Source organism: Rhodobacteraceae bacterium LMO-JJ12 (assembly GCA_021555075.1).
Taxonomy (GTDB): domain Bacteria; phylum Pseudomonadota; class Alphaproteobacteria; order Rhodobacterales; family Rhodobacteraceae; genus JAKGBX01.
The window spans coordinates 522,286-547,039 of the sequence record JAKGBX010000001.1 but is presented as its reverse complement, the minus strand read 5'-3'; the positions used below and the strand labels follow the sequence as shown (position 1 = coordinate 547,039).

The window sequence follows — 24,754 nt, the reverse complement described above, 5'->3', positions numbered from 1 at the left end:
AACCCACAATCAAATTGGTGGCAACAACGAATACCGCTCTGCCGCCCCATGCGCTCGCGCTATAGTTGAGCATCCGGGGCGATGGCGACCCTGACAGCGCAATGGCAGCGCGTCGGCCCCCAAACTTGAGAGGACCGACCAATGACCGCAACGCTTTCCCCCGACGACAATCCCCCGACCTTGCCCGCCGCTGGGACCTTGTATGGCCTAGCCGAACTGGCCGAGGCACTTGCGACCGCGACCCGGCTTGAAGAAAAGCACCGGGCTATGATCGAAAGGCTTGAGGCCGCGATCCTTAAGCAGTCGCAGGACGCTGCTGATAGTGCCCGCCGCGCTGGGTTCGGAAAGCTCGACGCACAAAACGCCGGAACCAAGATGGGCGTGAAGGCCCGTAATGATGTTCGCAAGATTTCTGACGATGATCGCTGGGCGATCTTGCGCCAGCTCGACGCGCTGGCCTCGGGCCTGTCCGCCTCGGATGTGCTCTGGGCTTCGCCGGTGGTCGCGCTGGCCCGCGCCGGGATGGGCAGCGACAAGCGCACGAACCATATGGCGCAGCTTTCGGGCGCTGGCCCGGCGGAGTTGCGCACGGCGGCAGCGCTGGCCGCCGCCACGCTGGATCGGGTTCTGGGCGCCAGTGTCGCGGCCCTGCTGGACCGGATGCCCGCAAAGCAGCGGATCGTGTCGCCGCAGGAACTGGCCGACCGGCTGATCGGTGACGAGGTGCGGCAGGCCCGCGCGGCCATCGCGGCGGTGAAACAGGCGCACCAGCGCGCCCTGAACGCTGACCGCGAGTTCGCTTCTGGCCGCCGCAACGCGACGGCCCGGATCGCATCGGCGCTGGCCGACCGGGACGCGGCGAAGAACGCAGACACGGCGGTGGAGGCGGGGTGATGGATCTGGTCTGGTCGCAGCGGATCGCAGAGGCATACCCGGCCCTGTTCCCGCGCCGCCTTCGGCAGGCCCACATGGCGCTGGTCTCCTGGGCCGAGGAAGCCAACCCTGACGGCTGGCCCACACCCTCGGATGTGGAACGCTTCGCGCGGCTCTACGGTGTGCCGCGCGGCCCCCTCGGGGCCTTGGTGGGGATGCTGTCGCGCCAACCGGTGAATGACCGGCGGGTGGTCGTCTGGGTCGATGCCGTGCGCGATCCCGACGCCGCCACGCCGCACCTGATCCGCCAGCACGACAACGCGGTGGTCCGGGCTTTCGGGTGGTTCTGCGCCACGACCGATCTAGGCTGGCTGAACCTGCGCGCGCCGGTCCTGCATTGACCCGAAAATGGACCGTTTCCGGCGGTGGCCGTGCTGGCCGCCCTTCGATCCACAGAAACAGGGCCGCGCCGGTTATCCCCGGCGCGACCCTTTCCGGGTGGTGGTCAGTTGAGCTTTCCGCCCCGGTGCCGTTCGATGGCCTCAGACAGTGCGAACAGGTCCTCCATCGTCCGGCAGGCCCATTCTGACAGGTCATCGGCTTCGCCCGCGACCGAGCCGTGGTAGTAATCGAGGTGCCACGCCACGGCCTCAAGCAGGTCCGCCGTGGGGCTGTAGCCGTGCTTCCCAGGGCCGTTTGCCTCCGCATATGCCGCCCGGGCGATGACCGGCCCAACCGTGCGCAGGATGGTTTCATCCTCCGGGTTCCAACTGTCCATCTCGCCCCACCAGCCGTCGCTTTCGAGGCGCTGGAGCAAGTCGAGGCGCTCCGCGATGCCGGCGAAGTCCGGTCCGGCCTCATACTCCTCGTCGGTGGTCTCCCGCTGGTGCGGCTCATGCTCCATTTGTTCAATGTTCATCTGTGTCTCCAATCAAGAGGTGGAGCGCCGCCCAGCACCGCGCCGGGCGGCGCGGGTTGCATCAGCGCACGGCCTGTTCGGCGGTCCAGCGAAGGTGCCGACGCAGCGCCGGGTGGACGCCCGAGCTGTTTGCCATCTTGTTTGCGATGCAGGCGAAGGCGCGTAGGAAGTCGGCAGCATTCGCGCTGCTGTGGTGCCACTGGTCATCTTCTGCTACCCGCTGGGCAATCATGAAGGCTGCGCGGCGGGCGGGGTTGCGAAAGCTGGGCCCGCCCTGTTGTTCGCGGAGCAGGACCGTCAGGTCGGCTCCCCGGTCGGTGATTGCGTGAAGGTGGGTCATTGATCTTCTCCTTTTCCATCCGGCCCCATCGGCCAGTGGTTGGAGAAGTCGCATGTCGCGCGCCCTGTGTCGGTCGCGCCAATCGGGGGCGTTCTGGGCGGGGATTGGTGCGACGGTCGCGTTGTTAACCTGATCGGGCCAAAAAATTAACCAATCCGGTTGACAGCCCGGGCGGCACACCACATATTGCGCGGAGATCCCAAGGAGGCACACCATGACCACAGAAATCGGAAAGGAGCTGCGGAAGCTGAGAATTGATCGAGATGAGCGCCTCTACGACATGTCTCATCAGCTTGAGAAGTCGTCGGCCTTCATCTCCGCAGTCGAGCGCGGCTCAAAAAGCCCGCCCTCGGGCTTTGAAGAGCTTGTCATCGCCGCATACCAGCTCGCAGGCGATGCAGCCGATGCCCTGCGCCGGGCCGCAGACCGGTCGCGGAAGGCATTCACAATTGAGGCGCAGACGCCGCTGGAGCGCGATGCCGCCGGTCTGATGGCTCGGCGGATGAGTTCCAAGATGGACGCCCTGTCCCCTGACGAGCTGGAGAAGATACTCGCCATCCTCCGCAAAGGAGACAGTGACTGATGGGTGACATGTCCGATTTCAGGGCTCCGGCTATGAGCTGGGCGCAGGTGGACGCTGCCGCTGACAGTGTCCGCAACAGCTTCCGGCTTGAGGAGGTGCCCTACTTTCCGGTTGTCGACGTTGTCGAGAAGCTGCTGGCCAACCGGTTCGAGGAAATCAGCTTTGAAATCTGCACACATGCAGAGATGGACGGTGCTGAGGGGCTGACGTGCCCCAGGGGGCGGTTCATCCGCATCCGCGAGGATGTGTATGAGGAGGCTTGCACCGGCGGCGTTCGCGCCCGATTCACGTTCGCCCATGAACTGGGCCACCTCCTCCTTCACACCGATGCCGACAAGCCGCTGGCGCGCGCTATGTCGAACGAGCGGCTCAAGCCGTATCGGTCTGCCGAGAAGCAGGCAAACCGCTTTGCCAGCACGCTGTTGATGCCGGGTCGCCACATTTCGATCCTCGACAGCGCTGAGGACTTGATGGAGCGTTTCGGCGTCTCCCGGCCCGCCGCCAGCTACCGCCTTGATGATCTTGTAAAGAGGGGGTGGTTCTAACGAAAGAAGGCTCAGGTTGGCGCCCGAGCCTCCTCACAGATTTCTTCATCGTGCATCAGGGGCTTGACGATGCAGAGCCTCCCGGAAGCGCAAATCAGTCTCCTAAGCAGGACTGCACATAGCGCAATCTGGGTTCAAAGGCAAGATACGCCCCGAAGTGGAGAGTGTAATGACCAAGCGTCACACACCCCCTCCGCCGGGATACCGGTATGTCTTCCGCCCTTGGCGGACATGCCCGAAGACCGGCACCCGGCTCTACGCGAAAGCGTTTGGGCTGCGGGCGTGGCCTATTCTGATCCCGGAATAGACACCCCACCCAGATCAACGGGGGGCGCGATGAGTGCGCCTCCCACCCTCAATGCAACTATGAAAGCAGAACAGATGAAATCGAAATCGTTCAAAGTTGGCCGCAGCGCAAAGACTGGCCGTTTCACCACAGTCAAGAAGGCGACGCAGCGCAAATCCACCCACGTGGTGGAGACCATCAAGAAGAAGTAACCCCTATCGTCGTGCCCCGCAGCAGCGCTCGCGGGGCACGACACCTTAGAGGAGATCAACATGGTAGAATACACCGACCTGCCGCCCGAGGCGGCTGAGCTGATCCAGCGCCAGTATGACATTGACCGCGCCGACGCCGGACCCAAGGCCCCGGTCTCGGGCTTTCGCTACCGGGGCGTCCAGATTGAGAGCCGGTGGGCGATCCTTTCAGAGCTGGACACTATGCGCCGGATCATCGACGCCATGCCCGAGCTGCTGGCGCGCCGTCTGGAAACGATCTGGTGCGATTCAAACGCCGGGGCCTGCTACACCGTGACCGTGCGGCCCGGCCTATGGGTGTCCGACCTCCGCTGGGCAATCGCTGGCGCAGTTATGGAGGCCGGGGGCGGCCACAACGGCATCATGGTCGAGGCGGACGGCGGCAACGGCTGCCACATCGACCCCGACTGGGGTGAGGAGGGGTGAATCGGCTTGGGGTAACGCTGGGGTAACGCAGGGCTTCCCCGCCGTCTGACCCGTAAGTGCTTGTTTTTTTGGGTTGGGTGGTGCTGCTGGAGAGAATCGAACTCTCGACCTCTCCCTTACCAAGGGAGTGCTCTACCTCTGAGCTACAGCAGCCCGCTGTTTTCCAGTTAGCTACCCCGGGCGTTACCCCGATGCAAGCGGGCTCTGGAAAAGCCCTTTAGTTTCAGCCGCCTTGGCCAGCGGAGCCGCCCCTTACCAAGGGTGTGCTCTACCACTGAGCTACCACAGCATCTCGTTTCCAGTTCGTAACCCCAGGTGTTACCCCGTGGCAAGAAGGTTCTGGATTAACCCTTCTAATTCAACACTATCTCCCGGCCAAGTTTCCCCAACCAAACGGGGCGCCACACGACCGGGCCACGCCATCCCGCAGTCGTTTTGACGCGCGGGAAACGCGTGGCGGGTGATTAGACGCAAACGCCTTCGCGTGCAAGCGCAATCTGGACTGTTTTTGATGCCTCCTCTATGAGGTGATTATGAGCAGTAAAACTCCCGCCAAACCGACACCGCGCCGTGACGACCGGCTCAAATCAGCGCTGAAAGCCAACATGGCCCGCCGCAAGGCCCAAGCCAAGGCGCGCAGCACGCCACCCAAGGGCAGTAACGAGAAAAAGGACGGCTAAGCCATGGATCAGATCATCGTCACCGGAAATGGTGAACTCCGGGGCGAGATCCCCATCGCCGGCGCCAAGAACGCCTGCCTCACGCTGATGCCGGCCACACTTCTCAGCGAAGAGCCGCTGACGCTGACCAATGCGCCCCGCCTCAGCGACATCAAGACGATGACGGAACTGCTCGGCTCGCTGGGCGCCGAAGTCACCTCGCTGCAAAACGGCCAGGTGTTGGCAATGTCGAGCCACGACATCAACAACCACATCGCCGACTACGATATCGTGCGCAAGATGCGCGCCTCCAACCTGGTGCTGGGGCCGATGCTGGCGCGGCTCGGCCATGCCGTCGTCTCGCTGCCCGGCGGCTGCGCCATCGGTGCGCGCCCGATGGATCTGCACATTCACGGCCTCGAAGCCCTCGGCGCCGAGATTGAACTGAAAGACGGCTATCTGCATGCCAAGGCGCCCGGCGGGCTCAAGGGCGCCGTGATCGAATTTTCATTTGCCTCCGTTGGTGCCACCGAAAACGTAATGATGGCCGCGACGCTGGCCAAGGGCACGACGGTGCTGAAAAACGCCGCACGCGAACCCGAGATTGTTGATCTCGCCACCTGCCTGCGCGCCATGGGGGCGCAGATTGACGGCGACGGCACCTCAACGATCACCATCCAAGGCGTTGACCGCCTGCACGGCGCCACCCATCCGGTGGTGACCGACCGGATCGAGCTTGGCACCTATATGCTGGCGCCTGCGATTGCAGGCGGCGAAGTGCTGTGCCTTGGTGGCAAGCTTTCTCTGGTCGGGGCGTTCGTCGAAAAGCTCGACCAGGCCGGTGTCGATGTGACCGAAACCGACCGTGGCCTGCTGGTGCGTCCGCGCAATGGCCGGGTGAACGCGGTCGATGTGACGACCGAACCCTTCCCCGGCTTCCCAACCGATTTGCAGGCCCAGATGATGGCGCTGCTCTGCACCGCCAATGGCACGTCGGTTCTGGAGGAAAAGATTTTCGAGAATCGCTTCATGCACGCCCCCGAATTGATGCGCATGGGCGCCGATATCGACGTGCATGGTGGCAATGCAACAGTGCGAGGGGTTGAACGCCTCAAAGGCGCGCGCGTCATGGCGACCGATCTGCGCGCCTCTGTTTCGCTGATCCTCGCCGGGCTGGCGGCGACAGGCGAAACGGTGGTGAGTCGGGTCTACCATCTTGATCGCGGCTATGAACACGTGGTGGGCAAGCTCCAGGGGGTTGGCGCCAAGATTGAACGGGTCAAAGAACAATGAGCCAGGACGCAACTTTCGAAGAGGGTCACGAGGCACCGCTCAATCTTGGCGCGCTTGACGCCGAAGATCTCAAGGTCATCTCGGCACTCGCTCAGGATGCCGTATTCCCGATCTCTGAAATGCGCTTTCAGGCGCGCAAACGCCGCTTCGCGCTTTTGCTCAACCGCTTTCGTTGGGAAGACAAGGGACGCGAGCGCCACGGCCCGGAACGGGTACAATCGCTGCTGGTGTTCGACAACGTGCTGCATGTGGCGAGCCAGGGGCTTGACCGCTCCGACCCCGAGGTCATCCTGTCGCTGCTGGCAATAAGCTGGGAACCGGGCGAAGATGGCACCGGCCACGTCCTTCTGACTTTGGCGGGCGACGGCGCGATCCGGCTTGAGGTTGAAGCATTGGAAGCCCGGCTGAAAGATGTGACCCGCCCCTATCGCGCGCCGTCCAGACACGTTCCGGACCATCCCGACGACTGACACTGAAGGAATTGCGCCGCCTGCGGCGTCTCCGGTTCTCCAGGAATTGCGCCGCCTGCGGCGTCGCGGGGGGCGCCTCGCTTCGCTCGGCGCCGACGATTGGCAAGGCTGTGCAACGCCCAGACGGCAGCGCGAGCGTTGATTTCGGGATTTGGATATTTTTGGCAAGATGAATGGCGCAGCCTTTCATGGCTTTGCGTCTTGAGCCGCGAGGTCTGAGCGCCTATCACGCGGAGCATATTGCCTTGACCTTATGACGGTCAGACCAAGGAGTGCCACCGATGCCCGTGATCCTCGACGCCACAACCGCCGATTTCGAGGCGCAGTTTTCCGCCCTTCTTGGCGCCAAGCGCGAGGACAGCCCCGATGTCGATGAAGCCGTGGCCGGGATCATTGCAGATGTGCGCGCGCGCGGCGATGAGGCGGTGATTGCGCTGACGGCAAAGTTTGATCGACTGGTGCTGACCCCGGACACATTGCGGTTTTCTGCGCAGGAGATCGAGATGCATTGCGCGGCCGTGCCCGCCGATGAGCGCGCGGCACTGGAACAGGCCGCTGAACGGATCGAGGCTTATCACGCGCGCCAGATGCCGGAAGACGCGCTCTGGGAAGAAGAAACCGGCGCAAAGCTCGGCTGGCGCTGGAGCGCAGTATCGGCGGCGGGGCTTTATGTGCCGGGCGGCTTGGCCTCTTATCCCTCATCGGTTCTGATGAACGCGATCCCCGCCAAAGTCGCCGGGGTTGAGCGGCTGGCCATCACTTGCCCGACCCCCGATGGCGTGGTCAATCCGCTGGTGATCCTCGCGGCCAAGCTTGCCGGGGTAGACGAGATTTACCGCATCGGTGGTGCGCAGGCGATTGCGGCACTGGCCTATGGCACCGAAAGCATTCCGCCGGTCGACAAGATCACCGGGCCGGGCAACGCCTTTGTCGCCGCCGCCAAACGGCGGGTGTTCGGCAAGGTTGGCATCGACATGATCGCCGGGCCGTCCGAAATTCTGGTGATTGCCGACGCCGACAATGATCCTGATTGGCTCGCGCTCGACATGTTGAGCCAGGCCGAACATGACGAGAGTGCGCAGGCGATCCTGATCACCGACAGCCCGGTGATGGCCAAGGCGGTTCAGGTGGCGATTGAACGCCATTTGCAAACACTGGAACGGCGCGAGATTGCCGCTGCAAGCTGGCGCGACAATGGCGCGGTAATCCATGTGCCGGATCTGGCCACCGCCGCGCGATTGTCAAACCGCGTCGCTCCCGAGCATCTGGAACTTTGCGTTGCCGACCCGATGGCGCTGGCCGACGACATCACCCATGCGGGGGCAATTTTCCTTGGTGCGTGGACACCCGAAGCCATTGGCGATTACGTCGGCGGGCCGAACCATGTGTTGCCCACCGCGCGCTCGGCACGGTTTTCTTCGGGGCTATCGGTGCTGGATTTCCTCAAGCGGACAACGCTGGCGCAAATGACGCCCGAGGCGCTGCGCGCCATTGGCCCGGCGGCGGAAACTCTGGCCAATTCGGAAAGCCTTGAAGCGCACGGCCTGTCGGTGCGCGCCCGGCTTAATCATTTGAATAAACCCTGAGGCAACACCTGTCTGCAATCAGATGCCGCCCCATTGGCAACCCGCCTGATCCACGCTAGCAGTTGCGCGCGCAGGCTCAGGAAACGTTATAGCGAAAGTGCAATCAGTCATGTCCCGGATCAGCCAGATAGAGCTCGACGACAGCAATCTGCCGCCGCCAACACCTGAGATCGAGCAGGAGCGCAAAGTCGCGATGTTCGACCTCTTGGAAGAAAACAGCTTCACCCTCCCCAAACGCGATGACCGCATCGCGCCGGACGGGCCGTATCATGTCGACCTGTCGATCCGTGAAAAGCGGCTGGTGTTCGACATCTCAACCGAAAGCGGCGAGAAGGCGTCAGAGTTTCATCTGTCGCTGTCGCCGTTCCGCCAGGTGGTCAAAGATTACTGGGCGATCTGCGAAAGCTATTTCAATGCGGTCAAGAACATGCCGCCAAGCCAGATCGAGACCATCGACATGGCCCGGCGCGGCATTCACAACGAAGGTGCGCGGGTGCTGCAAGAGCGGCTTGACGGCAAGGCCGACGTTGACACCGACACCGCACGGCGGCTGTTTACGCTGGTCTGCGTGCTGCATTTCGGAGCCTGACACAGCAATGACCAGCCCCCTGCCCCAATCGGTGCTGTTTTGCTGCGACCACAACGCCGTGCGCTCGCCCATGGCGGAAGCCATCGCCAAGAAGCTCTACGGCTCGTCCACCTATCTGCAATCCGCCGGATTGAAGAGCGATCTTGACGTTGATGGTTTTGCCATCACGGTCTGTGGAGAGGTCGGTGTCAAACTGGAAACGCACCGCTCGCGCAGTTTCGAGGATATGGATGACTACGGCGATCACCTGTCGTCCTATGATCTGATCATCGCATTGTCGCCCGCGTCACATGCCCGCGCCAGGGATCTGACACGCCCGTTCCACACCGATGTGGAATTCTGGCCGATCACCGACCCCACGGGACAGGGCGAAACCCGTGATGCCAAGCTTGAGGCCTACCGCCGCACGCGCGACGAGATCATCGGCCATCTGACACGTCACTGGGGCGGAACGCTCGCAAGTTAAGACGGTTTGCGCCGCCTGCGGCGTCTCCGGATCTTCAGGTATTGCGCCGCCTGCGGCGTCGCGGGGGGCCTCGCTACGCTCGGCGCCGACAATCGGCAAGGCTGTACTACGCCCAGACGGCGGCGTGCGAGTTGATTTCGGAATTTGAGTATTTTTGGAAAGATGAAAAGGCAATGACAGCGCACGGTCCGTTAAGGCTTATTGCCGCAGAGTCGCCCGGATCGCATGGCAGCCGGGGGACAGCCGGACGGCAGCCGGAAGTCACCCCCCGTTCCTGAGGCTCATTTCCGCGTTAACCCTGTGGTGCGGAGGGGTCAGGTCCGATTAATCCGCGCCGCCATCGGTGAACTGCAAACGCGCCAGACGGGCATAAAGACCACCCTCTGCCACCAATTCCTCGTGCTTTCCGATGGCCGCAATACGCCCCCCCTCAAGCACCACAATCCGGTCGGCTTTCTTCACGGTCGCAAGGCGGTGCGCCACAACAATGGTGGTGCAGTTTTCCGACAACCGGTCAACCGCCGCCTGCACGGCGCGTTCGCTTTCGGCGTCCAGCGCGCTTGTCGCCTCGTCCAGAAGCAACACTGGCGCATCCCGCAGGATCGCGCGGGCGATGGCGATCCGCTGTTTCTGTCCGCCTGACAAGAGCACGCCGCGCTCGCCCAGCGGGCTGTCGTAACCCTTTGGCAAAGCTTCGATAAACTCATGTGCGGCGGCGGCGCGCGCAGCCGCTTCTACCTCGGCGTCGGTGGCTTCTTCGCGGCCAAAACGGATGTTCTCGCGCGCGGTGGCGGCAAAGATCACCGGGTCTTGCGGCACCAGCGCCATGGCCTGCCGGAAATCGCCCTGCGTCAGCGTCGCGAGATCCTGACCATCGAGCAGAACGCGCCCTGCAAGCGGGTCGTAAAAGCGCTGGATCAGTTGAATGATCGTCGTCTTACCTGCCCCCGAAGGACCGACCAACGCGACGGTTTCTCCCGGTTGCACAGTCAACTCAATATCGTGAAGTGCAGGCATGTCCGGGCGCGACGGATAGGAAAAAGTAACCTTTTCAAAGGTAATCTCGCCCTTGACCGGACGTTGCAACGCAAACGGTTGCGCCGGATCTGTCACCGCATCTTCGACTTCAAGCAGATCGACCAGCCGTTCGGTGGCACCGGCCGCGCGTTGCAACTCGCCCCATATTTCGCTCAGCGCCGCCACGGCGCCCGCCACAAGGACCGCGTAGATGACAAACTGAACCAACTCGCCGGAACTCATCAATCCCTGACGCACATCATGCGCGCCGATCCACAAGACGCCCACGACCCCGGTAAAGACCAGGAACATCACCAGCACCGTCATCACCGCCCGCACCGTGATCCGGCGCCGCGCCACGTCATAGCTTTTCTCGGTCACATCGGCAAAGCCCGCGCGGCTGGCCCCTTCGTGGGTAAAGGCCTGCACGGTCTGCACCGCGCTCAAGGCCTCGCTCGCCATGCCCGAACTGGCCGCGATCCAATCCTGGTTCTCGCGCGACAACACGCGCAGGCGGCGCCCCATCACCAGGATCGGCACGATCACAAGTGGCACGATCAACAACACAAGCCCTGTCAGCTTGGCCGAGGTGAGCAGCATGAGCACCATACCACCCAGAAAAATCAACACGTTACGCAAGGCCACGCTGATAGACGAGCCGATTACCGAAAGGATCAGGGTGGTATCGGTGGTGATCCGGCTCAACACTTCGCCAGTCATGATGGTCTCGAAAAAGCCCGGGCTCATGCCAATCACGCGATCAAACACCGCCTTGCGAATATCGGCCACCACACGCTCGCCAAGCCGCGTCACCAACGCATAGCGCAGACCCGTGCCCACCGCCAACAAAGCGGCAATCGCAACGGCGGCTCCGAAGTATTTGTCAAGCAGCGCATCGTTGTGGGTGTTGAAATTGTCGACCACACGTCGCACCGCCATCGGCAGCGCCAGCGACAGACCCGCAGTGAGTATCAGCGCCAGCCCCGCCAGCACCAACAGCATTCGATAAGGCAACAGGAATGGCACCAGCCCTCTGAGCGCACCCACGCGTTTGGATTTTTCCCGCTCGTTCTCGCCCGTGCTGGGCACCGCCTGCCTGGCCATGCGCGGCTCCTTACCTGTTTCACAGCGTCTTTTCAGCTATGGGGCTTCATGGCTGCGCGCGCCGCCATGGTCAACCCGAGTCTTGGCGAAACAAGGCCGCCTATGCGCGCTCAACGACCGGCTTTCCCACGCCTTTGCAGCCCGCTGCAACGGATCGGTCTGCTGATCTTTGGGGGGAACGTCTGTTACCAATGTGGTTTGGAGCGGGCGGCGGGAATCGAACCCGCGTCATTAGCTTGGAAGGCTAAGGTCTTACCACTACACAACGCCCGCTCAACACTTGCGTGTCACTATTTCATAGCACTTTTAGGGTCAAGCAATATATGGCCGTTCACACTCGCCAAGACGTAGACTAGTTCACCAAAGCACCGGCCGCGCTGCTCGGAGCTCTACATTGCTTTACTTCACTTCGCTTTACTTCACTTCAGCTCAAAGCCTGAAACTCAACCCGCCGGTTTTCATCGGCCGAAGGGTTGTTGGGGTTGATCGGAAAGCGTTCACCCAGCCCGACAGTCTCCAACCTCGAAGCGGCAATGCCGCATTCCTCCGTCAGATGTCGCGCCACTTCGCGCGCCCGCAGGATCGACAAACGCTCATTATATGCGTCGGTTCCCTTGGTGTCGGTATGGCCGACGATGCGAATTTTATTGATCGGTGATGTCTGCAAAACAATGCACATTTTTTCCAGCTTAGGCTTTTGCGAAGCGTCAAGCGCGGCGGAATCAAACCCAAACTCAATATGCAAATTTACCTGCAGCTCCGGCTTAAACTGGCCATAGACAAGCGGTTTGTTTGGGTCGGTCGCGCCCGCCAATGTGACCTTTGTGTCCGAGCCAGTCGTAGCAGTGCTGCCCGCCACAGTGGTGGTGACGGTGGCGCCGGTCACACTGTCCGAGGATGCCGTGCTTGTCGTTGTCTCAACAGTTGAACTGGCGGTTTCAGTCGATGTTTCGGTCGATGTGGCGAGGCCTGTCGCGGTCGTCTCGCTTGCCCTCGCCGTCTCTACAGATGGTTCCACCGTAGAGGTTTCTGAAGTGTCTTTTGTGGCCGCGACATCTTGCGAGGGTGTTAGCGTTACAACCACCTGCTCGCCTTTATCGTCGGTCGCGATGTCTTCTACTGTGATAAGCTTGAGCCCGCGATCCTGCCCATTGCCAAGACCGCGTGTCTTGGCGCTGCCAAACGCCTGAACCTGGCGCTCAAAGGCGCTACGGATATCATCAACGCTCATGTCGTCTTGTGCGTAAGCGGGGGCTGCGGAATAAAATAGCGCACCCGCCAGCGCGAGGAATAAGGAACTTCGCATCTTATGCACCTATGAAAATAGAGTCTTGTATGAGGTATCGCCTAGGGTATCATCAAACGAGATTCAATTCAGCCTTATTCTAAGAGATTGCGACTAATACACGTTTAGCCCCGTAAATTTACGGTCGTGCTGTGCCACAGGGGGTCATAAATTGACCACACCAACCACACGAATACCGCCCCTGAGGCAAACCGCACCGGTTTTTTTCGGGGCGGGAATGACCCACAGCGGAATGGTGCGCGAGAAGAACGAAGACGCCATTCTAACCGATCCTTCCGGCATTCTCTGGGCTGTCGCGGACGGTATGGGGGGGTATGGCAACGGCGACGTGGCCTCAGAGATCGTGATCGAATGCCTCTCAACAGTACCCGACAACGTGCTGGCCGGTCCGGCATTGCAGTCGCGTCTGGAAGAGGCCAACCGACGTATTCGAGAGCACAGTCTGAAAGCCTGCACCGGCAATATTGGCGCCACGGTGGTGGCCATGATGATCCAGAATTCAGTGGCCCATCTCGCCTGGGCCGGGGATTGTCGCGTCTATCTGATGCGCAGTGGCCAGTTGCGGTTGCTTACCCACGACCACACGGTTGTGCAGGACCTGGTTGATCAAGGGTTGATTCCGGCTTCCGGGCGCGAGGTTCACCCAGAAGCGCATGTGGTGACCCGCGCAGTCGGCTTTGGCGAAACGATCGAGATCGACACGCGGGCCGTGCCGCTGGTTGCGGGTGATCGCATTTTGATGTGCAGTGACGGGTTGACCGCTTGCATCGGCGATCAGGAAATTGCCGATACTCTTGCAACAGGCGCTGGTCCAGAAGCGATCTGTCGTCAACTCACCACCTCAGCGCTCGAGTCTGGGGCGCCAGACAACCTATCGGTTATCGGCGTCTTTGCGAGGCACGCGTAATGCGGCAAGGAACGTTGATTGGGCCGATTATCATCGCCATCGGATTAATCGTGGCCGCCATTTCCTTTGCGCTCGTCGGCGCACTTCTTGAGACAGCCGGGGGCAGCACCGAGCTACGCCTTGAACGTTTTGAGACTGCTATGAGCCGTTTGCGCGCCGAACAGGACGAATTGCGCAGCGAGTTGCAAGATGCCCGTGTCGAGATCGAAAGGTTAAGCGAAGACATGGCGCTGCGGGCATCGCAACCCGCTGCCGTGCCCGACATAATCATAACCTCCCCTGATTTGACCGGCGATGATAGCGGCGAAGAAGGCCCCGGTATCGAAGCCCCAACAGAACAAATGCTACTGGCCAAAGCACGCTTCAACAGGGGCGTTACACAACCGGGCAACCGGATAATGCTTGAGGTGATGGGCCATCCGCGCGACAGCTATTCCACCAATTGCCAAGCGGTCACCAACCCCAGAATCAAAGCCCTTCTTGAAACACGCCAAATCGGACCGATCCGGGTCACGATGGTCAAACCGGCGCTGGAGTCGCTGGAGCGGATCTACAATCAACTAAAAGAGGATGAACCCGATCTCGCTGCCAAGCTTGGCACCGCAGGAGCGCTTTGTGCGCGCCTTATTCGCGGCTCCACCCGCTCGGTTTCAAATCATTCCTGGGGCACAGCGATAGATCTCAAAATCGAAGGCAAACTTGACCCCTTTGCCGATGGCAGCACCCAGTTTGGTCTCTTGCTGCTGGCCGAGTTATTCAATGAAGAAGGCTGGTTTTGGGGGGCAACATATCGGCGCGAGGACTCGATGCATTTCGAAGTGGGGGTCGAAACGTTGAAGAAATGGCAGAGCGAAGGAAAGCTTTAGGCCATGTCAGGGCGTCAGACCAGCCAAAGGAATACGGCCTATGGCCAAGCTGCCCAACCGGTTTGGTCCTTTATGGACACCATCGAGCACGATGCACAAGCAGGCGAACAGCGGTTGATCGAACGCGCAACCGCGCTTCTCGACAGGTTCGAAATCCAAGCCAAACGTGGCGGTGCGCCCGATGCCACGCTCAAACCTGCGCGCTATGCCTTGGCGCTGTTGATCGACAAACGCGCACGACAATTGCCCGGGCTACGGCTCTCCACCTGGACGGTTCTGGCCGGACAGAAACTGTTTGAAGGGCGTGAAATAACGCGTGAAAGATTGCATACCTTTCGCGATACCGCCCGTCGACAAGGACGCGAGTTTGACGACCTCGGGTATTTTCTCGATCAGGTGCTTGAGCGCATCGAGGGTTTGCGCAAAGGCCCTCAGATGTACCGCTCAAGCAATTGGGGCGGTTGGATCGCAGCAACATTGATACTCTTTGTCGCCTCTATCGTGATCTATGCCTGCTTCATCGAATACCGATTTCAGTCCCGCTTGATGGCCGAATTTAAGACGGAAATCGTCGAAATCGGGCTCGACCGCGACCCCGAAGGCGCAGACTTGGTTGCACGACTCAACCAATTGGCCGAGGCCAAAGGACGATTGAATCGCGCAGCCCAAAAAGCCCCGTTCAGACGCGCCTTTCGCTTGCCTTGGGTCGATAGCGAAACCCAGGCTGATCAGATCTATGCCTCCGAGATCACCGCGCGTGTCCCGCGCGTTGTGGGTGACGCAATCGAACACGCAATTGCAACCGAGGGCGAAGGTCTCGCGCTCTATGACGCCCTCAGAACATGGGCCGTGCTGAACGGTGACAATGATTGGCAACCCGCCTATGTCGTCGGCTGGCTGGAAGATAACCAGGCGGCGTTGGGCCTTGATGGCCTTTCAGAGCATGCAGCGACGCTCTCGGGTCCAGATACCGAACTTCTGGCAAAAGACCCTCTACTGATGGAACAGGCCCGGCGCTTCGCAGCCGAAGCCGAAGAGCCCGATCTGGCATGGCTTGAGTTGCGCAGAGCCGAAGAAACCCGCGCCCTTGCACGCTGGCGTCCCGAAGCAGAGGTGCCCGGACTCGAGGAAGTGGTGCTGCGCCGTTCAGGCAAGCCCGTGAACGCCGGAATGCCGGGGCTGTTCACCCAAGCAGGATGGACCCACGCGCGAGAATTCGGTGTCGGGCTTTCCGTGCAACGCGCCCGCAGCGTGGCACAGGGAATCACCGGTCAGGCATTGACGCCGGTCAACGCTTCTCCCGATCTGGTGCTTGATCGCCTTAACGCCAACACAATCGCGGCTTGGAAAACCTTCCTGACCGATTTACGCGTCCGCCCCTTTGCCAAACGCTCAACCGCCATTGAAGTGTCGGGGAAGCTTTCGCTGCCCGACAATCCAATTTCTCAGCTTTTGGGAAAAACTTGGCTCGAAGCCGGTGGTGCCGACCGAAGCCGCAGCCACGCACAACAGCTCCGCCTCGCGCGCGAGTTCGGCTCAACAATTCAATACATCGAACAAGGCCGCATGGCCGAAATCTCGCGCCTGTTTTCTATGCTCAACGTCGCCTTGGGCTCAATTGATCTGAACGCGGAACGTGGCAGCCAACGTCTGATGACGTGGCAGGACACCGCCCGCTCAATTCAGGCGTTAAAGGCCGCCCCTTCGATCGTGGTGCAGATTACCGAGGATGTTCTGGCGCAATCGGCCGCAACTCAGTCAGAGGACGGCTCGAACCCCTTGACCCGCAAGTGGCAACAACTGGTCTATCCGGCGTGCCGCCAAGCGCTGGAGGGGCGTTATCCCTTTGGCGACGGCTCTGATGCCGATTTCAATAGTGTCACCGGCCTTCTGGGGTCGAATGGGCAATTGACCCTTTTTGCGAGAACCGCTGCATTGCCCTTGATAGAAACGGATGTCAGCCCCTGGCGATGGAAGCCCGAAGCCCGGTTTGCCGGTTTGAAACCCGAAAGCGCCGCCTTCTTCGAGCGCGCGTTTGCTGTCTCCGACGCGCTTTTCGGCGCGACCGGGCAAATCGAACTTGATCTGTCGTTGACCGCTTTGGCCGAACGCGGCGAGACCGTTTTCGCCATTGGTGGCGTGGGTGTCCCGGTGCGAGCGCGCGGCGCACCAGCGATGTTAAAATGGCCGGGACCAGAACCTGCCAAGGGGTTGGAAGTGGCCTTCACAGATGGCACGAAAAACGCCCGAATTTTGCATGAAGGCAATTGGAGTCTGATCCGGCTGATTGATGGATTGCGCCTAAGGGTGCGCGACAAGGGTCAACGCGTTCTGCTCGATCTGCGGACAGATTCGGGGCGGATATTCCTGGAGATGGGGTTTGATCGCCCCGTGAACCCAGTTTCGACCAGAGCGCAAATACGGGGGTTTTCCTGTCCTGCGGCGCTATAGCTTTTGCGGTAAAATGTTGCGAATCCGAGTATAGTTCTACTCATTGGATCATTTCTTAAGTGTATTTCACGCCCGGCAAGAGGATTCGTCAGAATGGTTTTAGAGCGATATATTGACGTCACCACGCCACTGGGCGACGGCCCCGATGGTGCCCCGGCGCTGCAATTTGAGCATCTGATTGGATCGGACCGCCTAAGCGCGCCTTTTCGCTACGAGCTGACCTTGCAAAGCGAAGACCCTGAAATCGCCTCCGACAAACTTCTGGGAGAAGCGATGTCCATCACGATCAAACGCAGCCAAAGCGTCGATGAGGCGCCACGCTTCTTTCATGGGATTGTCGATCAGTTCAGCTATCGCGGCAATGAATCGGGCGGACGATTTCAATACCGCCTGATCTTGCGCCCATCCTTCTGGTTTTTGTCCAAAACCATGGACAACCGGATCTTCCAGCGCATGAGCGTGCCCGACATTGTCTCGCAGGTGTTGGATGACGCCGGGATGAGCGACTATCGCCTTGAGCTGTCAGGCAGCTATCCCGAGCGTGAATACTGCGTGCAATATGGCGAATCCAACCTAGATTTCGTGCAACGGCTATTGGAACACGAGGGCATCTTTTACTATTTTGAGTTCGATGATGGCGCCCACACGATGGTGATCTGCGACAAGCTCGACAGCCTCAAAGACGCGCCCGCCTGTGAAGAACTGAAGTTTGAACAAAGCAGCCAGCAACGCACCGGAGAACAAGACATAATCTCGCGGATTGAGCGGATAGACACTGCCTCACCCGCGAAATGGGTTCATACCGATTACGATTTCGAAAAACCCTCGGCGGATCTGATGACGACCTCGGATATGTCTGGCTGGCATACGAACGACGACAAAGAACGCTATTCCTATCCTGGTAAATACATTGAACATGGACGTGGCGCCGATCTATCCGATTTACGTGTCGAAGAAGGGCGCGCGCTTTCACAAGTTATTCACGCCAACAGCACCGCGATCCCGCCCTGCTCCGGCCAGAGCTTTAGCTTGGTAGGAAGCCTGCGCGAGGCCGACAATATCAAGTTCGTGATCCTCAAATCGTCCTACGAGATCTGGGAAGGGCAATACGCCGCCGGGCTGGCCAATGAGGAGCAAGAACAAGGCTTCAAGGCACAGTATGAGTTGATCCCTGCCGACACATTCTACCGCCCGGCACGGCTAACTCCGAAACCGGTGATGCGTGGGCCTCAGACCGCTGTGGTCGTCGGGCCTTCTGGTGAAGAGATTCACACTGATGAATATGCCCGCGTAAAGGTTCAATTTCATTGGGATCGGAAAGGCGAAAGGAATCAAAACTCCACCTGTTTCATCCGTGTCAGCTCGGTCTGGGCCGGGTCCGGCTGGGGTTTCATACAGATTCCGCGCATCGGGCAGGAAGTGATTGTCGATTTTCTTGAGGGTGATCCGGACCAGCCGATTATCACTGGCCGAGTCTATAACGCCGAACAGATGCCACCCTATGAATTGCCCGCCAATGCCACTCAATCGGGTTGGAAATCCAATTCATCGCTGGGCGGTGGCGGTTGGAACGAGATGCGGTTCGAGGACAAGAAAGGCGAAGAGGAAGTCTATTTCCAAGCCGAGAAAGACCACAACGAACTGGTCAAGAACAACGAAAGCCGCACCATCGGCAACGACTTCCTTGAAGATATCGGCAACGACGCGACGCAGAATGTTCACCACGACCGCACCGAGACGGTGGACAACAACAAATCCACCACCGTCGGCGTCGACCGCACGGTCAGCATCGGATCGAACGATACAGAAACCGTCGGTTCCAACCGCAGCCTCACGGTTGGGTCAGACGAAACCATCCAGGTTGGCTTGAACTCGACCGAATCCATCGGGCTGAACCACTCCCAAACAGTCGGTGTTGCACAGACAATCACTGTAGGCGCGGCGCGCGTCGATTCCGTCGGCGCGGCAGAAACCCGCCAGGTCGGCGGCCCCCAAAACAATACGATCGGAGGCCCTCGCGCCGTGTCCGTCGGAATGAGCCAGAGCCACACCATCGGCGCCAGCGACAGTTGGACCATTTCGACGGATCAATCCCTGACCATCGGAAGCAGCCAAACCGTTCAGATCGGCAAGGATCAGAGCATTGAGACTGGTGGCGCGCGTCTTGAGAAAGTCGCCAAAAGCAGCGTGATGGAGATTGGCGAAGATTTCGCGATCAAAGTCGGCAAAGACCTGATAATCGAGGCCGGCGACACAATCACCATCAAGGTTGGCAAAGCCGCCATCTCGATGAAAAAGGACGGCACGATCAATATCGAGGGCAAGGATATAACTTTGAAAGGCAGTGGTAAGGTCGACGTGAAAGCCTCAAAGGACATCACGATGAAGGGTAAGAACATCAATCAGAACTAGGCCGAAACGCAGCAAAGAGCGCCGGAATAATCTCATCTGGCGGCCCAATCGCCTCACCGCCCCACATAACGGGCGGCTCCAGCGGCGGCTCTCCGGGCGGTGGCTGCGCGATTGAATTCAACGCGGCCAGCAGCGTATCCGCATCATACGTTCCCTCTACGGCCCGCGACACCGCAACCGCTGCAAGATCTGCCCAACGTTCGCCACTCACCCGTGAGACACCCGCCGCAGGCGTACAGGCCAGAATCGGAAAACTGCGCCCGGGCAAATCAACGCTTGGCCCGATAACCACAAGAAGCGGACCATCAGGCGCATCAAGCACCCCACGTAGCCCCCTAGGCGGCCACAGATCAGGATCGCGTGCAAACCCGGCAACCCATCGCGAGATCCAAGAATCAAGCCAGGCGCGCTGACCCGGAGCAAGGCCACGCGCAACAAAATCACCACTCACCGGGAGCTTGCCGAAAAGACCGGCCACTTCAAAATCCGCGCGGGCAGGTAAATCCCGAGAACATTTTCAGATCAAACGGGTTCTCAACCGAATTAGCGCGCAACTCAAACCGGGCGTTAAAGCCACTCACCCCGAGCGACAAGTTGAACACCTCTGGCAGAGCCGTTGTGGCCAACCTGCCCCCACGGATCATTCGCAGAAAGGCCCAACTGCCGGTTTCGCGGGTAAAGCGTTCGGCGGTGCCATCAACCGGCGCAAACGAGAGCGTTATCACACCTGTGCCATCCGGACCTGGCCATGTCATCGGCATCGGGCGCGTGACCGAGTTGAAATAGGTCAGCACCTGACCATCAACATTAAGTGTCACACGTGAGGCATTGGCCGAGAGGTCTTTGGGTTCCAGCGAAAACGCCATGATCGGTCCCGCACCACCAGGGAAAAGCGCATCACGCATTGAGCGGGCATCTTCAAACGGTGCAAGCAGCTTTGCATCCAGCCCGAAATCAGACCGCCATGTCCAAGGCCGCGTGGTGGTGTCGATATACTTCAGAAGATGATCATTGATATAGGCATCAATCAGCCCTCCCGCCCCAAAAAGTCGCGCAAAATCCTGAGTGTTCACATCGATTTTGGAGCGTTGATCAAACGGATAGCGCCCTTGCGTTGCCGAAAGACAAAACGGCATCACATCGGCGCGCCAGCGTGCATTCAGTTGCGCTATCACCGCGTCACGCGTCACCGAGATCGTATCGCCCGCGATCCCGGCAAGCCAGTCGTCAATCGGATCAGGCAGAGTTTGCGCCACAATCGCAATCGCCCCGGTGAGTTGCGGCAGGCCACCACGCGCCAGCAGCGCCGATTGTGGGTCCGGGCTTGCTGCAACGGTCTGCAATTCATTCGAAAGCGCGGTAAGCGCCGCCACAGCATCGGTCAGCAAGGGCGGTTGGCCATCCACCTCCTGCACAGTGCCGCGGATGGCGGCGAAATGATCGGAAACCGGTTTGCCGGGCAACTCCGTGGGTTCGCTCGATCCGCCTGTGACCTTTGCAATCCTGGTGCCTTGCTTGACCAGCTTGCCCAGTTTTCCAAGTTTCGATGCGGCTTTCAACGCACCCTTGGGCGCACCACCGCCTTCGCCTTCGGCAGGCGGACGGGTAAGAAATGTCTCGTCCACCACTGCGGAAAGTAGCCGCTTTAGCGCGCTATCGGCTGAGGCAAGGTCTTTCAAGTTTTGACGCGCCTGCGCCAAATCTTTGATCGGTGCCAGACGCACATCTCGCAAAAACCCGTCCCACTGGGCAATGGAATCGTCATAGTAAAGCTTGAGTATATCCTTCTCGAGCAACTCGGCCGAGGTCTGCGAACTTTCGGCGCAACCACCCGCGAATACTGCGCGATCCAACGTGGCCTGAGCCGATATTTCAGGCACCAGAGGCAGGATATTTTCATGAAAGCCCTTGTAGGTGAAAGCCCCAGGCAAGCCGACGCGCAAGGTTTTTTCGGACACGCGCGTCAACACCTGCGCCGCGTTGGGTCCGGCAAATTCCGCCGGAATCCAATCAGGCAGCCCTGCCACATCCGGATGCGCGCGCAAGGTTCGATAGGCCCGCACCGAAAGGGGAATGGTGCAGATTGATTCAAGCGCGACCGAAACCAGTTGGGGGTCAGGTGCAATCTTGTCGGTCTCGCCTGCAATGCGCACCAACGCGGCAAGCTGGTGATCGACCGACTGATCTGTCGGAAAGGGATCAATCGGGGCGAACTCTGGCAGAGTCGTCTGCCACCAAACGCCAAGAAACGCGGTGTCATAAGGCGCTTGGCCGGTGAGCATCTGATACGACTTAAGCGCCCCCAGAAGGAATTCCGGATCGCGAGAATGCCGCCACATAGTCGCTTCCAACAAGGCCACCATGCGCGGTTCAACAATGTTGCGCAGGGTATGATCATAGGCAAGCTTGTGGACTTGATCCAGCTCCCTCGAAGCCCTGGGCCCTGCAAACGTCATTGCTGACGTGTCGATATTGGTCTCTGCATTCAAGGTCTCGTTGGCGGCTTCCAACGCAAGATTGAGATCAAGCGGATCGGTCGGAGCCTGGCGCGCGGCAACATTAGAGAGCCGTGAGCCGAGTTTTGTAAGCTGGCGTTCCTGATCCGTCAGGCCGCCCGAATAGCGCAGGAAGGAAAACAGGAAAAGCGTGCTGGCAACGATGGTGATCAAGGCCGCCCCAGCAAGCGTGCCGCGCCAAAGCCAGCGTCGACGCTCCTCGGCACGCGGATCAAACCGGCCCAAACCGGCCTCGGGAAAGATCAGATCAGTCAGCAGACCGCGCAAGAAGAAGCTGCGCTTCTCGCCATAGGTTCGCCGCTCGGGCGTCGGCGCAGACAGACCGAGCGAATGCGCCATTCCCGCCATCATCCGGTCAATTGGAGAGCCTTCCTGCGTCGCAGAGGTAAAATAGAGGCCGCGAAGCCAAGGTGTTTCCTCATATCGGCTTTCGCCAAAGACCGCCTCTATCAGCACTTTAAGAGGGCCAGTCAGCTGTTCGACCTGCGATGGGAAGCGAAAGATTTCGGCGCGCTGATCCAGTGACGCATCGCCCGACAGCCGCGAAACAAGCCGTTCCTCAAGGGAAGACTGCAGCGCCTTCAATTCGCGCTCAACCGTGATGCCGTCGACGCGATCAGCCGTGCCAAGTGTCGCGCCCCAGACCTGTTCGCGCTCGCGCGAAGACATGTCACCAAAAAAGCTTTCAAACCCCGGCACCAGATCTGCCTTGGTAATCATCAGATAGACTGGCAATTTCAACTCAAGTGCGGTGGAAAGCTCATTCAGCCGTTTGCGAATTTCGCGACCATGTTCGCGGATCGACACCTCATCTCCCGCCAATTCCTGAATCGAAATGGTCAAAACCACACCGTTGAGCGCCCGGCGTCCACGGTGCTTGATCAACAGACTGAGAAACCCGCGCCATTCAGCGGCGTCAATCTCAGGGTCGCTTTCCTGTTCGGTATATCGGCCCGCAGTGTCGATCAGAACCGCATCTTCGGTAAAGAACCAATCGCAATTCCGGGTGCCCCCGACACCTTTCAAATCATCCGTCAGATCAACAGGAAAATGCAGCCCGGATTGGCGTAACGCAGTGGTCTTGCCTGTGCCCGGCGGGCCAATGATCACATACCACGGCATGTCGCGCAAAAAGCGACGTCCGCCAAGTTTCGAGCGTTTCATCTGCGCCAGCACATCCTGAAACTTGGTGTTGATCTCCAGAACATTCTCTTCACCCGGAGCAAGCTCGGGCGCCATCGCTGGCGCAGCAAGCTCGGCCACAAACGCCTGATTGGCCCGCGCAGCACGCAACTGCCGCAACAACATGAGGAAAAGCCACAGGATCAGGATCAAGCCGATGGCAATCAGCTTGGCCATGTCCGAAGCCAACGGCGCAACGTCACCAAAGCTGACCAACCCGCCAAAAAACCAGATCAATGCGCAGAGAATGGCGATCCCTACCGCGGTCCAGAAAAAGCGCGATAGAAAGAACCCAAAGATTTTTTTCAAGACAGCCATGCCTCAGACCTTCTTTTGCAAGATGATTTCGACACGGCGGTTTCGGGCGCGCCCTTCGCGGGTCTTGTTGTCGCCTATCGCCTCGGTCGCCGCTTTGCCTTCAGAGGCAGCCAATGTGGCGGGCACGCCGTTTTCCACCAATAGATCCAAGATTGATTTTGCGCGTGCCTCTGACAATCTCTGGTTCGACTGAAACGGGTTTGAACGTTGCACCGGCACGGAATCGGTGTGGCCCACCACACGAACCTGACCGATGAATTCCTGGTTCTCGTTGATCACCTTTGCAATCGAAGCGATGAGATCGAGATAGGGTTTGTTCACATCCGCCTTGGCGGACCGAAACAACTCAGGATCGGTACCCTGAACAACCACCACAGCAATCGAGACATCCTCGCGTCCCGAAAGCGCCGATGCCTTATCCTTGGGCGCTGCCTCGGCAAAAAGTGGCAGCAACTCCAAAAGCACAGGCTGAATGGTAATCACGGGCGTTTCTTGGTTCTCGATTACGGGACGAAAAATCTCGGCGCGGGCGGGCGGCGGCAAGACTGTGGCCAGCGTGAAAAGCTGTTCCCCCTTGTTTGACAGCCGGATCGACAGGCCGACATAAACCGCCGTGATCAGCGCCAAAGCAACCAATCCGATAGACCAGATCGGCACGATAAAGCCCCGATCTTCATCATCTGCCCGAACACCTTCCCAATGCGGCGAGAGCGCCTTGTCCTCGGCATCGCGATCGCGCAACAGGCGCGCCATCTGATTGCGAAGCTGGGTCAGTGCGGCTTCCCCTGCACCACCAGCAACGCGATGTTTCCCGCGAAATCCAAGCGAGAGGCACAAAAACGCCAGTTCGAGAAGATCCGGATCGCGCTCGGGATAACGCATCAGATCGTCGGCCAGATCGAAAAACCGCTCACCGGCATCGACATTGCCATAGAGTGACACCACCAACGGCATACCGGGCCAGCCCGAAGACCCACCCCAAGGCGTATTGATCGCAATATCGTCAAGCAAGGCAGCCACAAACCAAGCCGCTTGATCGGCGCGCGTCAATGGCACACCAGCCGTCACCGCACCATCTCGGGCATAGGTGAGGTTATCAAGAAGCCGCTCACGCAGAACATCCGGGTTTTCCGGCGCCGTGGCGCGTTCCAACTCGGGCGCCATTCCAAGAAGGATCGAGAAGGCGTTGATCAGGGGGTTTTTGTTGGATCGCGTTTCGCGCAAACGCGCTGAACCGCCGGGCGTGGGCTGACCCGCAAAGTTGCCTGGGAACCCGCCTTGTGGCCCGCCGGAAGTGGCCGTTTGCTGGGACGATCGGCTCTTCTTCACAGGGCGAATACGGGTGCGCCCTGCATCGTTTTCCAGTCCGAACGGATCATCCCTGCTCAT

At 59.8% G+C, this 24,754-nt stretch carries 23 protein-coding genes and 2 tRNA genes; 16 read left to right on the top strand and 9 right to left on the bottom strand.

The features are described 5' to 3' along the window. The first annotated feature begins 141 nt into the window (after nucleotides 1-141). On the top strand, nucleotides 142-894 hold the full coding sequence (locus tag LZG00_02625) for a hypothetical protein (GenBank protein MCF3592887.1): 753 nt from the start codon (nucleotides 142-144) through the stop codon (nucleotides 892-894). Next, on the top strand, nucleotides 894-1,274 hold the full coding sequence (locus LZG00_02620) for a hypothetical protein (protein MCF3592886.1): 381 nt from the start codon (nucleotides 894-896) through the stop codon (nucleotides 1,272-1,274). The genes LZG00_02625 and LZG00_02620 overlap by 1 nt, the downstream gene beginning before the upstream one ends. 104 nt (nucleotides 1,275-1,378) lie before the next feature. Here the strand turns inward: LZG00_02620 and LZG00_02615 are convergent, their stop codons facing one another. Next, nucleotides 1,379-1,792, bottom strand: a complete 414-nt coding sequence (locus LZG00_02615) for a hypothetical protein (protein MCF3592885.1) — start codon at nucleotides 1,790-1,792, stop codon at nucleotides 1,379-1,381. A 61-nt stretch (nucleotides 1,793-1,853) separates the two neighbouring features. After that, complete coding sequence (locus LZG00_02610) at nucleotides 1,854-2,132, bottom strand: hypothetical protein (protein ID MCF3592884.1); 279 nt, start codon at nucleotides 2,130-2,132, stop codon at nucleotides 1,854-1,856. A 214-nt stretch (nucleotides 2,133-2,346) separates the two neighbouring features. On the opposite strand from LZG00_02610, the gene LZG00_02605 reads away from it, so the two are divergent. From LZG00_02605 to LZG00_02590, 4 genes are all read left to right on the top strand, one after another. Continuing rightward, nucleotides 2,347-2,715, top strand: coding sequence for a helix-turn-helix domain-containing protein (locus LZG00_02605; protein ID MCF3592883.1), 369 nt, complete (start codon nucleotides 2,347-2,349; stop codon nucleotides 2,713-2,715). Beyond that, nucleotides 2,715-3,260, top strand: coding sequence for an ImmA/IrrE family metallo-endopeptidase (locus tag LZG00_02600; GenBank protein MCF3592882.1), 546 nt, complete (start codon nucleotides 2,715-2,717; stop codon nucleotides 3,258-3,260). Before LZG00_02605 ends, LZG00_02600 begins: the two co-directional genes overlap by 1 nt. A 336-nt stretch (nucleotides 3,261-3,596) precedes the next feature. Further along, nucleotides 3,597-3,758 carry a hypothetical protein gene (locus tag LZG00_02595; protein MCF3592881.1) on the top strand — a complete coding sequence of 54 codons (162 nt, stop codon included), beginning with the start codon at nucleotides 3,597-3,599 and terminating at the stop codon, nucleotides 3,756-3,758. Nucleotides 3,759-3,818: 60 nt separating this feature from the next. Next, complete coding sequence (locus LZG00_02590) at nucleotides 3,819-4,223, top strand: hypothetical protein (GenBank protein ID MCF3592880.1); 405 nt, start codon at nucleotides 3,819-3,821, stop codon at nucleotides 4,221-4,223. A gap of 78 nt (nucleotides 4,224-4,301) precedes the next feature. Here LZG00_02590 and LZG00_02585 read toward each other — a convergent pair. Further along, nucleotides 4,302-4,376: transfer RNA gene (locus tag LZG00_02585), tRNA-Thr, on the bottom strand. Nucleotides 4,377-4,756: 380 nt separating this feature from the next. Here LZG00_02585 and LZG00_02580 point away from each other — a divergent pair. From LZG00_02580 to LZG00_02555, 6 genes are all read left to right on the top strand, one after another. After that, nucleotides 4,757-4,903, top strand: a complete 147-nt coding sequence (locus tag LZG00_02580) for a hypothetical protein (protein ID MCF3592879.1) — start codon at nucleotides 4,757-4,759, stop codon at nucleotides 4,901-4,903. A gap of 3 nt (nucleotides 4,904-4,906) precedes the next feature. Beyond that, nucleotides 4,907-6,175 carry a UDP-N-acetylglucosamine 1-carboxyvinyltransferase gene (gene murA / locus LZG00_02575; GenBank protein ID MCF3592878.1) on the top strand — a complete coding sequence of 423 codons (1,269 nt, stop codon included), beginning with the start codon at nucleotides 4,907-4,909 and terminating at the stop codon, nucleotides 6,173-6,175. Beyond that, nucleotides 6,172-6,645 carry a DUF2948 family protein gene (locus LZG00_02570; protein MCF3592877.1) on the top strand — a complete coding sequence of 158 codons (474 nt, stop codon included), beginning with the start codon at nucleotides 6,172-6,174 and terminating at the stop codon, nucleotides 6,643-6,645. The genes murA and LZG00_02570 overlap by 4 nt, the downstream gene beginning before the upstream one ends. A gap of 281 nt (nucleotides 6,646-6,926) precedes the next feature. Further along, nucleotides 6,927-8,231, top strand: coding sequence for a histidinol dehydrogenase (gene hisD, locus LZG00_02565; protein MCF3592876.1), 1,305 nt, complete (start codon nucleotides 6,927-6,929; stop codon nucleotides 8,229-8,231). Between the two features lie 109 nt (nucleotides 8,232-8,340). Beyond that, the gene (locus LZG00_02560) at nucleotides 8,341-8,820 is read left to right on the top strand and encodes a UPF0262 family protein (GenBank protein ID MCF3592875.1); all 480 of its coding nucleotides are present in this window, start codon (nucleotides 8,341-8,343) and stop codon (nucleotides 8,818-8,820) included. 7 nt (nucleotides 8,821-8,827) lie between these two features. Then, on the top strand, nucleotides 8,828-9,286 hold the full coding sequence (locus LZG00_02555) for a low molecular weight phosphatase family protein (GenBank protein MCF3592874.1): 459 nt from the start codon (nucleotides 8,828-8,830) through the stop codon (nucleotides 9,284-9,286). 324 nt (nucleotides 9,287-9,610) lie between these two features. On the opposite strand, the gene LZG00_02550 is transcribed toward LZG00_02555, so the two are convergent. The 3 genes from LZG00_02550 to LZG00_02540 form a co-directional block, all read right to left on the bottom strand. Continuing rightward, nucleotides 9,611-11,407 carry an ATP-binding cassette domain-containing protein gene (locus LZG00_02550; protein MCF3592873.1) on the bottom strand — a complete coding sequence of 599 codons (1,797 nt, stop codon included), beginning with the start codon at nucleotides 11,405-11,407 and terminating at the stop codon, nucleotides 9,611-9,613. 199 nt (nucleotides 11,408-11,606) lie between these two features. Further along, nucleotides 11,607-11,680, bottom strand: a tRNA-Gly gene (locus LZG00_02545). 151 nt (nucleotides 11,681-11,831) lie between these two features. Then, nucleotides 11,832-12,713: an OmpA family protein gene (locus tag LZG00_02540; GenBank protein MCF3592872.1), complete on the bottom strand. Its 882-nt coding sequence runs from the start codon at nucleotides 12,711-12,713 to the stop codon at nucleotides 11,832-11,834. Between the two features lie 217 nt (nucleotides 12,714-12,930). Between LZG00_02540 and LZG00_02535 the strand changes: the two genes are divergently transcribed. The 4 genes from LZG00_02535 to vgrG all read left to right on the top strand — a co-directional run bounded on the left by LZG00_02535 (nucleotide 12,931) and on the right by vgrG (nucleotide 19,349). Continuing rightward, nucleotides 12,931-13,620, top strand: a complete 690-nt coding sequence (locus tag LZG00_02535; protein ID MCF3592871.1) for a protein phosphatase 2C domain-containing protein — start codon at nucleotides 12,931-12,933, stop codon at nucleotides 13,618-13,620. Beyond that, complete coding sequence (locus tag LZG00_02530; GenBank protein MCF3592870.1) at nucleotides 13,620-14,486, top strand: M15 family metallopeptidase; 867 nt, start codon at nucleotides 13,620-13,622, stop codon at nucleotides 14,484-14,486. The genes LZG00_02535 and LZG00_02530 overlap by 1 nt, the downstream gene beginning before the upstream one ends. Nucleotides 14,487-14,489: 3 nt before the next feature. Next, entirely contained in the window at nucleotides 14,490-16,937 is a 2,448-nt protein-coding gene (locus LZG00_02525; GenBank protein MCF3592869.1) for a DotU family type IV/VI secretion system protein, read from the top strand. 93 nt (nucleotides 16,938-17,030) lie between these two features. Continuing rightward, entirely contained in the window at nucleotides 17,031-19,349 is a 2,319-nt protein-coding gene (gene vgrG, locus LZG00_02520; protein ID MCF3592868.1) for a type VI secretion system tip protein VgrG, read from the top strand. Here vgrG and LZG00_02515 read toward each other — a convergent pair. From LZG00_02515 to icmH, 3 genes are read right to left on the bottom strand one after another with little or no spacing between them, the layout of a single operon-like run. Next, complete coding sequence (locus LZG00_02515; protein MCF3592867.1) at nucleotides 19,336-19,827, bottom strand: type VI secretion system-associated protein TagF; 492 nt, start codon at nucleotides 19,825-19,827, stop codon at nucleotides 19,336-19,338. The two genes, vgrG and LZG00_02515, sit on opposite strands and share 14 nt — an antisense overlap. A 1-nt stretch (nucleotide 19,828) precedes the next feature. Further along, nucleotides 19,829-23,365: a type VI secretion system membrane subunit TssM gene (tssM, locus tag LZG00_02510; GenBank protein ID MCF3592866.1), complete on the bottom strand. Its 3,537-nt coding sequence runs from the start codon at nucleotides 23,363-23,365 to the stop codon at nucleotides 19,829-19,831. A gap of 3 nt (nucleotides 23,366-23,368) precedes the next feature. Then, complete coding sequence (icmH, locus tag LZG00_02505; GenBank protein ID MCF3592865.1) at nucleotides 23,369-24,754, bottom strand: type IVB secretion system protein IcmH/DotU; 1,386 nt, start codon at nucleotides 24,752-24,754, stop codon at nucleotides 23,369-23,371.

What these genes read in the sequence shown, in the direction of transcription:
- LZG00_02590 (MCF3592880.1), top strand. Translation starts at nt 3,819, where the DNA reads ATGGTAGAATACACCGACCTGCCGCCCGAGGCGGCTGAGCTGATCCAG.
- LZG00_02620 (MCF3592886.1), top strand. Translation starts at nt 894, where the DNA reads ATGGATCTGGTCTGGTCGCAGCGGATCGCAGAGGCATACCCGGCCCTG.
- LZG00_02560 (MCF3592875.1), top strand. Translation starts at nt 8,341, where the DNA reads ATGTCCCGGATCAGCCAGATAGAGCTCGACGACAGCAATCTGCCGCCG.
- LZG00_02535 (MCF3592871.1), top strand. Translation starts at nt 12,931, where the DNA reads ATGACCCACAGCGGAATGGTGCGCGAGAAGAACGAAGACGCCATTCTA.
- murA (MCF3592878.1), top strand. Translation starts at nt 4,907, where the DNA reads ATGGATCAGATCATCGTCACCGGAAATGGTGAACTCCGGGGCGAGATC.
- LZG00_02530 (MCF3592870.1), top strand. Translation starts at nt 13,620, where the DNA reads ATGCGGCAAGGAACGTTGATTGGGCCGATTATCATCGCCATCGGATTA.
- LZG00_02600 (MCF3592882.1), top strand. Translation starts at nt 2,715, where the DNA reads ATGGGTGACATGTCCGATTTCAGGGCTCCGGCTATGAGCTGGGCGCAG.
- LZG00_02540 (MCF3592872.1), bottom strand. Translation starts at nt 12,713, where the DNA reads ATGCGAAGTTCCTTATTCCTCGCGCTGGCGGGTGCGCTATTTTATTCC.
- LZG00_02615 (MCF3592885.1), bottom strand. Translation starts at nt 1,792, where the DNA reads ATGAACATTGAACAAATGGAGCATGAGCCGCACCAGCGGGAGACCACC.
- LZG00_02605 (MCF3592883.1), top strand. Translation starts at nt 2,347, where the DNA reads ATGACCACAGAAATCGGAAAGGAGCTGCGGAAGCTGAGAATTGATCGA.
- LZG00_02625 (MCF3592887.1), top strand. Translation starts at nt 142, where the DNA reads ATGACCGCAACGCTTTCCCCCGACGACAATCCCCCGACCTTGCCCGCC.
- hisD (MCF3592876.1), top strand. Translation starts at nt 6,927, where the DNA reads ATGCCCGTGATCCTCGACGCCACAACCGCCGATTTCGAGGCGCAGTTT.
- LZG00_02610 (MCF3592884.1), bottom strand. Translation starts at nt 2,132, where the DNA reads ATGACCCACCTTCACGCAATCACCGACCGGGGAGCCGACCTGACGGTC.
- LZG00_02570 (MCF3592877.1), top strand. Translation starts at nt 6,172, where the DNA reads ATGAGCCAGGACGCAACTTTCGAAGAGGGTCACGAGGCACCGCTCAAT.
- LZG00_02580 (MCF3592879.1), top strand. Translation starts at nt 4,757, where the DNA reads ATGAGCAGTAAAACTCCCGCCAAACCGACACCGCGCCGTGACGACCGG.
- LZG00_02555 (MCF3592874.1), top strand. Translation starts at nt 8,828, where the DNA reads ATGACCAGCCCCCTGCCCCAATCGGTGCTGTTTTGCTGCGACCACAAC.
- icmH (MCF3592865.1), bottom strand. Translation starts at nt 24,754, where the DNA reads ATGAGCAGGGATGATCCGTTCGGACTGGAAAACGATGCAGGGCGCACC.
- LZG00_02525 (MCF3592869.1), top strand. Translation starts at nt 14,490, where the DNA reads ATGTCAGGGCGTCAGACCAGCCAAAGGAATACGGCCTATGGCCAAGCT.
- tssM (MCF3592866.1), bottom strand. Translation starts at nt 23,365, where the DNA reads ATGGCTGTCTTGAAAAAAATCTTTGGGTTCTTTCTATCGCGCTTTTTC.
- LZG00_02550 (MCF3592873.1), bottom strand. Translation starts at nt 11,407, where the DNA reads ATGGCCAGGCAGGCGGTGCCCAGCACGGGCGAGAACGAGCGGGAAAAA.
- LZG00_02595 (MCF3592881.1), top strand. Translation starts at nt 3,597, where the DNA reads ATGAGTGCGCCTCCCACCCTCAATGCAACTATGAAAGCAGAACAGATG.
- vgrG (MCF3592868.1), top strand. Translation starts at nt 17,031, where the DNA reads ATGGTTTTAGAGCGATATATTGACGTCACCACGCCACTGGGCGACGGC.